Source organism: Roseateles saccharophilus (assembly GCF_004342485.1).
GTDB lineage: Bacteria > Pseudomonadota > Gammaproteobacteria > Burkholderiales > Burkholderiaceae_C > Pelomonas > Pelomonas saccharophila.
This window is the reverse complement of the sequence record NZ_SMBU01000002.1, coordinates 316,671-323,922: the sequence shown is the minus strand read 5'-3', so window position 1 is coordinate 323,922 and position 7,252 is coordinate 316,671. Positions and strand designations below refer to the sequence as shown.

The following is a 7,252-nucleotide window of genomic DNA, read 5'->3' as shown; positions in this document are numbered from 1 at the left end:
CTGCCCTCAAGCGCCGTGCCGCTGCCCTGGGCTACCAGATCAATCCGATGGAGGCAGTCGCATGAACGACCGTCCTCAGTTCTGTTTCTTGTGAGCGGGGGACCGTGCAGCCCCCGAGTGATCGCGGCCTACTGCGAAGCAGGCGCATCCGCCGCCGGCGGACGCCCGAGCAGACGAGTCGGGATGGGCTGGTAGTCGGACTCGGCCGGCTTCTTCCAGCCGAGCATCAGCGCGCCATCACCCGGCCCCTGGAAGTAGCGGACCCGGACGTTGTGCATCCCCTTGCTCAGGTTGACCGTGCCCATCACGGCCTCAGGGTTGTGAAGCCCATCGTTGTTGACGACGTCCGTGTCGTCCACGCTCAGGATGGCACCATCGTCGCTCAGCAACACGAAGTCCCTGGGCCCTTCCTGCGGCACGTTGACCGTGAAGCGGATGTCCAGCCCGTACCACTCACTGAGGTCCAGGCCGGGAAGCCCCAGGCCCATGCGGCGCGGCGCGAAATTCAGCTGGGCCAGGCAGACGGTGCGGATGGGTTTGCGCCGGCTCATCTCCTTCACCGACGTGGTCCGAGTGCTCAGGCGATAGACCTCGGCCACCATCTTGCGGTCCGGCGCGTCGGCACATTCCTCGACCAGCCTGCTGCTTCCCACGGCGCTTGCGGCAGGAGCAACCGGTGCCGCTGCATTGACGCTGCCCACGACGGCAGGCGCAGGGGGCGGACCCGCGACGGGCGGAGCCACCGACGGCTCGACAACCTGGGGCACAGGCGCAACCTCGGCGACCACGACAGGCGGGGGCTCGAGAACGGGCGGCAAGTTCGGAATCGCCAGCTCCGGCTTGGGAAGCGGCGGCGGGGGCTCCGGGATCTTGGGCTGCTGCTGCGGCAGGATGATGTTCACATCCATCTCGCGGGGCTTGGGCTGCGGCACCCGCGAGCGCCAGGACAGCACGGCCGCCAGCAGCAGGAGGTGGACCATCACGGTGACGACCAGCCCATAGCCACGAGGCCCGGACTGCCACTGCGGCGACGCCCCGATTTCCGTCATGGTGCGGGGGCGAATGGAAAACGACGAACTCATGGGCGCCCTGGAGCTTGGTTGGGTCATGGATGCGGAGTCAGAGTCGCGGGATCGAGGGCCAATCCTTCGACTTTCAATCGGCGATCAGGTCCCGCATTTCTTCACGGGGTATCAGCGCACCGGGGTACTGGATGACGCGTGCTGCCAGCCGGTTGCCGAAGGCAGCCGCTTCGACCGGGGCAGCGCCGCGCAGGCGTTGGCTCAGATAGCCGGCCGCGAACGAGTCGCCCGCGGCCGTCGTGTCGACGATGCGGGGCACGGCCTCTGTCGCCACGTCCCGCCAGGCGCCGCCGAGGCCGACGCGCGTCGGCAATGCGCCGCGCTTGATGGCGATCTCGACCACCGGCAAGGCCTGGGCATCGGCCACCGCGTCGTCGAGGCTGGCGAGGCCATGCAGGGCCTGGTGGTCATCGGCCGTGATCAGGGCCAGAGACGACGCGGCCAGCGCACGCTCGTACCAGTGCCGCGCTTCGGCCGCGCCGGCCCACAGGCGCGGGCGGTAGTTGTTGTCAAAGGCGACCAGCGCACCCCGCTCGCGCATGCGGGCCATCAGCGTGATGACGCGTTCGCGGCCGGCGTCCGGCAGGATGGCCAGGCTGATGCCCGACAGATAGAGCGCGTCCAGCGTATCGGCGCATTCCTCGAGGGCGGTCGTCGCCGCGTCGAAATAGGCTCGCGCAGCGGCCTGGCCGCGCCAGTAATGGAAACGCCGCTCGCCGCGATCGTCGAGCTCGATCATGTAGAGCCCCGGCAAGCGCCCGGGCAAGCGCTGCACCAGACCGGTCTGCACGCCTTCGGCGGCCCAGCGCTGCAGCAGGCCGGCACTGAGCCCATCGTCGCCGAGGCCAGTCGCGTAGTGCACGTTCAGGCCGGCGCCGCCGCAACGGGCCAGGTAGACGGCGGTATTGAGCGTGTCCCCGCCAAAGGACTGACGCATGCCGGCGAAAGCCTCCCCCTGCAGTTCGAGCATGCATTCGCCCAGCGCCGCGACGGACACTGGCCGTCGGGATGACGGCATGGGCTTGACTGCCGGCGGCATCTACTGGCCCAAAACCTGGCGCAGCGTGCTGCGATGCAGCGGCATTCGCTCCACCGAGGCGGCGATGGCCTTGCTGCGGCCCTTCAAGGCCTGCAGCGCGCGCTCGGCCGGGATCTCCGCGATGACGGGGTCCTGCCGCTCTGGCCAATGATCCATCCCTGCATGAATGGCCAGCCAGCTGGTGGCGTCGAAGCCCTCCTCGTCGTACTCGTGCAGCACCCCGTAGCCGCGCCACAGCGCCAGCCGGAAGGCGAGCGTCTCGGGCAGCTCCATCGTCGCGACATGGCGCCACAGCTCGCTGTCGCGCCGGCGCGTGAGGCAGTAGTGCAGGATGATGAAGTCGCGGATGCGCGCAAAGCGCCGCGCCGCGCCGTCGTTGAAGAGGGCGAGGTCGTTCTCGTCCAGCGGCCGCCCGGTGGTCAGCGCCGCCATCAGCCGCGCGATGCCGTCCTGGATCAGGTAGATGCTGGTGGACTCCAGCGGCTCCAGGAATCCCGAGGACAGGCCGATGGACACGACGTTGTGGACCCAGAAGCGCTGCCGGTGCCCGGTGGTGAAGCGGAGCAGCCGCGGCTCGGCCAGCGGCTTGCCATCGAGCCGCGCCAGCAGCTGTTCGCGCGCACGGTCCACGTCGATGAAGCGGCTGGAGAACACATGGCCATGCCCGGTGCGGTTCTGCAGCGGGATGCGCCAGGCCCACCCGCCTTCCAGCGCCGTGGCCTCGGTGTAGGGCTTGATTTCCTCGCCGCTGCGCTCGCAGGGGCAGGCCCAGGCGCCGTCGACGGGCAACCAGTGGCTGAAGTCGACAAAGGGCTCCTGGAGCGCGTCGCCAAGCAGCAGCGAGCGGAAACCCGAGCAGTCGATGAAGAGGTCGCCCTCGACGCGGCGCCCGTCGTCCAACTGAAGCGCCGCCACGCCGCCATCCGCACGGCGCGCCACCTCGACGATGCGCCCCTGGGTGTGGCGCACGCCGCGCTGGATTGCCAGTTGGCGCAGGAAGGCCGCGTACTGCACGGCATCGAAGTGATAGGCGTACTTGAACTGGGCCTGCTCGCTGGGGAGCACGAAGCGGCCCTGCATCGCCATCACCGTGGGCACGCATTGCTGGCCCAGCGGCTCGGCGAGGCCCATCCGGCGGTGCTGGGCCCAGAGGGTCTGCGATCCGAAGAGGTTGCCGAAGTGGCCGAAGGTGTGGAAGTAGTCCCTGCCCAGCTCGAGCCAGTCGTGAAAACGAATGCCGAGCTTGTAGGTGCCGTTGGTGGCGCGCAGGAACTCGGCCTCGTCGATGCCGACGAGGCGGTTGTATTCGCGGATCGACGGAAAGGTGGCCTCGCCGACGCCGATGATGCCGATGTCCTCGGACTCGACCAGCTCGATGCCGATGCGGCCCTTGAACTCGGTGGCCAGGGCCGTGGCCGTCATCCAGCCGGCGCTGCCGCCGCCGACGACGACGATGCGCTCGTATTTCTGCGCCATGAGTTTGCTTTCAATTCCGAAGGGGTGAGTGATCAGGGCCGGAACAATCCTGCGTCGATCGACCTGGAAGATTCTTCCGCGAATACCCGTGCCGCGCCGAAGAGGCAACGGAGATCCCGACGCTGGAGGGCCATGAGCCTCACTCAGTAAAGCGAAAACGGCCGACTGCGAAACGCAGCCGGCCCACCGACGAGCCGGGGCTTGCGCCCCGGTTCTCATCAGAACTCGTAGCTTCCTGACAGGTTGTAGCTGCGGCCCGGGAAGATCCAGCTCGACCCCATATAGCCCGGTGCCTGCAGGTTGGTGCGGCGCACCACCACGTTGTTCAGGTTCGTCGCACTGAACGAAACGTTGAACTTGCCCGCGAACTTGTAGTACACGTTACCGTCCCACCGGCCGAAGGCCTCCTGGTACTGCGGCAACCCCCACCAGGCATCCTGGCAGACGCCGCCGTGGCAGGCCGTCTGCCGCGCCGGATCGGCACTCGTGCCATTGTTGCCGCTCGGGCTGCCGTTGTTGCCTACGTTCTGCAGGACCCGGCTCGTCCAGTTGTAGGCCAGACGGAACCCGAAGTCGTAGCGGTCATAGCGCAGCGCGAAGTTGGCGGTGTTCTTGTACACATTGGGCACCGGCAGGGCACCGAGGGGCACGCCATTGGTGTCGCAACCGTAGACCTTGATGGCATCGTCGGTCAGCGTGTTGTAGGCCGGGCAGTACAGCGTATGGGAATCGCGGTAGAACTTCTGCTTGCTGCCGACGTAGGTGTAGTTGGCCGACACACCAAAGCCCTTGACCCAGTCCGGCAGCACATCCTTCAGCGCATCGAAATGGTCGAGGTAGGTCTCGGCACCCAACTCGATGCCCTTGAGCTTGGCGCTGGCGGCGTTGCGGGGGCCGGTGATGGCGAAGGTCTGCGGACTGCCCGCCAGGCTGTTGTAGTCGCGCGTATAGGTGGAGTTGTAGACCAGGTCCTTGACGTCCTTGTAGAACATCGTCGCCGTGAGCGCCTGGCCGGCGTGCGGATACCACTCGAGGGCGAGGTCGAAGTTGTTCGAATGCAGGGGCTTCAGTTTCGCGTTGCCGTTGTTCTTGCCCCCGTAGTTGATCGAGTTGTTGACCGTGTCGATGGTCTGCGTCAGCGTCACCGCTTCCTGCACCTGGTCAAAGCCCGGGCGATACACGCTCTGGGCCATGCCGATGCGGCCGATGAGCTTGTTGTCGCCGTTCAGGTTGAACTTCAGGTTCATGGACGGCAGCGCGTCGGTATGGCTCGCATGCACGTCCAGCGGATCGTCGACAGCGCCGAACTTCGGAACGTACGCCGGCGTGGTGTTGTCGTACTTGGGAACGAAAGATGTGAAGCCGTGGGAGACGCGGCCGGTGTAAACCAGACGAAGACCGACGTTGCCCTCCATCGGCACCTTCCAGTCGTCGAAACCGAACCGCAGGTTGCCGTAGACGGCGTGGGTGCGCTCCGCCACGTTGCTGATCTTGAAAGGGTTCTGGCCGTAGTACAGCGTGGGGTCGACGTTGTAGTCCGCGGCCTTGGGGTCGCAGGTCGGAACGGTCACCTTGTTGTTGACATTCTTCGGATCGTTGTTCCAGTCCGTCGCCCATTTCACCGAATCGAGACACTGCTGGTAGCGCACACCGTTCAGCAGCTTGGCGTAGGTGGCGGGGTCCTTGATGCCGGCATAGGTGGGGAAGACCACGCTCGGGGGCTGATTTCCGCCGAAGGGCGTGTAGCTGTAGACCTCCACCGGGGCAGCCGCCTTGTAGCGCGGATCGCTCAGGTAGGCGAAATTGGCACGCGACTGCCAACCGTTGTTGGGGTCGTCCTTCTGGATATTGGGCAACTGGCCGGCCGTGCCGGTCTGCCGCACCTGCCACGGGACGGCGATCGATTGCCAACCCACGCTCGCGCTTGAATCCGGCTTCTGATTGCCGAAGACTGCCTGTTCACGCACCGACGTCCGGTAGGTGGTGCGGAAGCCGACGGTGAGGTCACGCAGCACCGGATCGTCGAAGCTGCGCTTGATGTCGGCCTTCCAGGCGTGCAGGTTGGCGTCGCCCTTGAGCCGGCCAGGCATCACCGACAGCCAGTAGTAGTTGCCGGGATCGGCCAGGAAGTCGCGCGTCTTCTGGTCGAAACCCATCTGCACCGGCGCCGTGCCATTGGTCGTGATGTCCATGCCGGGCATGAACGTGGCGGTCTGCACTTCCTCGCCGACTGTGCGGAAATAGGACCTGACCCACTGCAGGTCGTTCTGCACGGCCCAGCGGTCGTTGATGGCCCACTTGTAGTTCCAGGCCAGTTCGCTGGTGGCGCTGTGATGCTCGGTGAACGCGCGGCTGGTGCCCATGCTCAGGCCGCCATCGGCGAAATTGTTCGCGCCCTTGCCGCCATACTGCCAGTTGATCGTGCCGTCGGGGTACTTGGGCAGGTTCAGGGGATAGCTGTAGTGCGCGGACACGATCACGCCGCGGCCATCCACCACCGGGTTATCGATGCGAACGCCGTAGGGCGAGGCGTTGTAGTTCGGGTCGGAAAAGCTGGGATAGATGTTGGAGCCGGTGTTCTGCTCCCGCCCCTTGGAGACGAACGACGTCAGCGTCGACTGCATGTCGTTCTTCTTCCACTGCAGCGCACCGAAGAAGCCTTGGCGGTCCGAATTGCCGACGTTCTGCCCCCAGTTGGCCGCACCCGGCGCCCACAAGGTCTCGCCGACGTGGCCGGCGATGTCGTTGCGGGGGAAATAGGGCTGCAGGTCGAGATGCTGGCTCTCGTAGGTCGAGTGGTTCAGGGCCAGGTCCACCAACGCACCCCAGCGGCCCGAATCGTTGTCCCAGCGGGTCGAGTAGATCGCGGAGAGCGCCGGTGCCGACTTCTTCGTCTTCTGCTCGTAGTTGCTGCCGAAGCTGACGACGCTATGGGTCCCGTTGAAATCGAACGGCAGATGGGTCCGCAGATCCACCTGGCCGGCGACGCCGCCTTCGATCCTTTCGGCCGATGGGTTCTTGTAGACGTCCACGCCCCCAATCAGTTCGGACGGCACGGCGCTCCAGCTCAGGTCACGGCCCGGCCAGCCCGCGGAGAACACCTCGCGGCCATTCAGCGTGGACGAGCCCCACTGCAGGCCGCGCACGATGATGCGGTCGTCGCTGCCGTCGGAAAAATGAACGGGGTCGTTGTTGGTCGAACGCACGCGCTGGATGTTCACGCCGACGACGCGCTGCAGCACCTCGGTGATGGACTTGTCGGGCAGCTTGCCGGCTTCGTCGGCGCTGATGGAGTCGACGACCTCCTCGGAGTTCTGCTTGCGCTTCAGCGCATTCAGGATTGCTGCGCGCGTGCCCGTGACGACCACGGTTTCGAGCGAGGACGGGGTCTTGTCTGCGTCCGACTGCGTCTGCGCAAACGCGACGCCGCCGGCGCTGAGAAGCGCGAGTTGGATGACGCCGCGATGGATCGCAGTGGTCTGAAAGTTTTTCTTCATGAGGTGTCTCCGATTTCCTTCGGTGTTCCTGGCGGCGCGCTATGGAAGGCGCCGGGGATGTTGGGTGCCACGCATGGCAACGGCCTTGCCGACGCCAGAGTTCTGCGATGGCCGCGCTCGCCGGCAAGCGGCCACCACGATGCCGACTCGCCCCGCCG

Annotated in this window: 4 protein-coding genes; all 4 read right to left on the bottom strand. The window is 66.1% G+C overall.

Going from position 1 to position 7,252, the window contains the following annotated elements; genetic code table 11:
• Positions 1-128 precede the first annotated feature (128 nt).
• The 4 genes from EV671_RS03260 to EV671_RS03245 all read right to left on the bottom strand — a co-directional run bounded on the left by EV671_RS03260 (position 129) and on the right by EV671_RS03245 (position 7,094).
• Complete coding sequence (locus tag EV671_RS03260) at positions 129-1,082, bottom strand: PA14 domain-containing protein (protein WP_165917453.1); 954 nt, start codon at positions 1,080-1,082, stop codon at positions 129-131.
• Positions 1,083-1,155: 73 nt separating this feature from the next.
• The gene (locus tag EV671_RS03255; RefSeq protein WP_132569843.1) at positions 1,156-2,100 is read right to left on the bottom strand and encodes a sugar kinase; all 945 of its coding nucleotides are present in this window, start codon (positions 2,098-2,100) and stop codon (positions 1,156-1,158) included.
• A gap of 21 nt (positions 2,101-2,121) precedes the next feature.
• The gene (locus EV671_RS03250; protein ID WP_132569842.1) at positions 2,122-3,597 is read right to left on the bottom strand and encodes a tryptophan halogenase family protein; all 1,476 of its coding nucleotides are present in this window, start codon (positions 3,595-3,597) and stop codon (positions 2,122-2,124) included.
• A gap of 218 nt (positions 3,598-3,815) precedes the next feature.
• Positions 3,816-7,094: a TonB-dependent receptor gene (locus tag EV671_RS03245; RefSeq protein ID WP_132569841.1), complete on the bottom strand. Its 3,279-nt coding sequence runs from the start codon at positions 7,092-7,094 to the stop codon at positions 3,816-3,818.
• Positions 7,095-7,252: the final 158 nt, after the last annotated feature.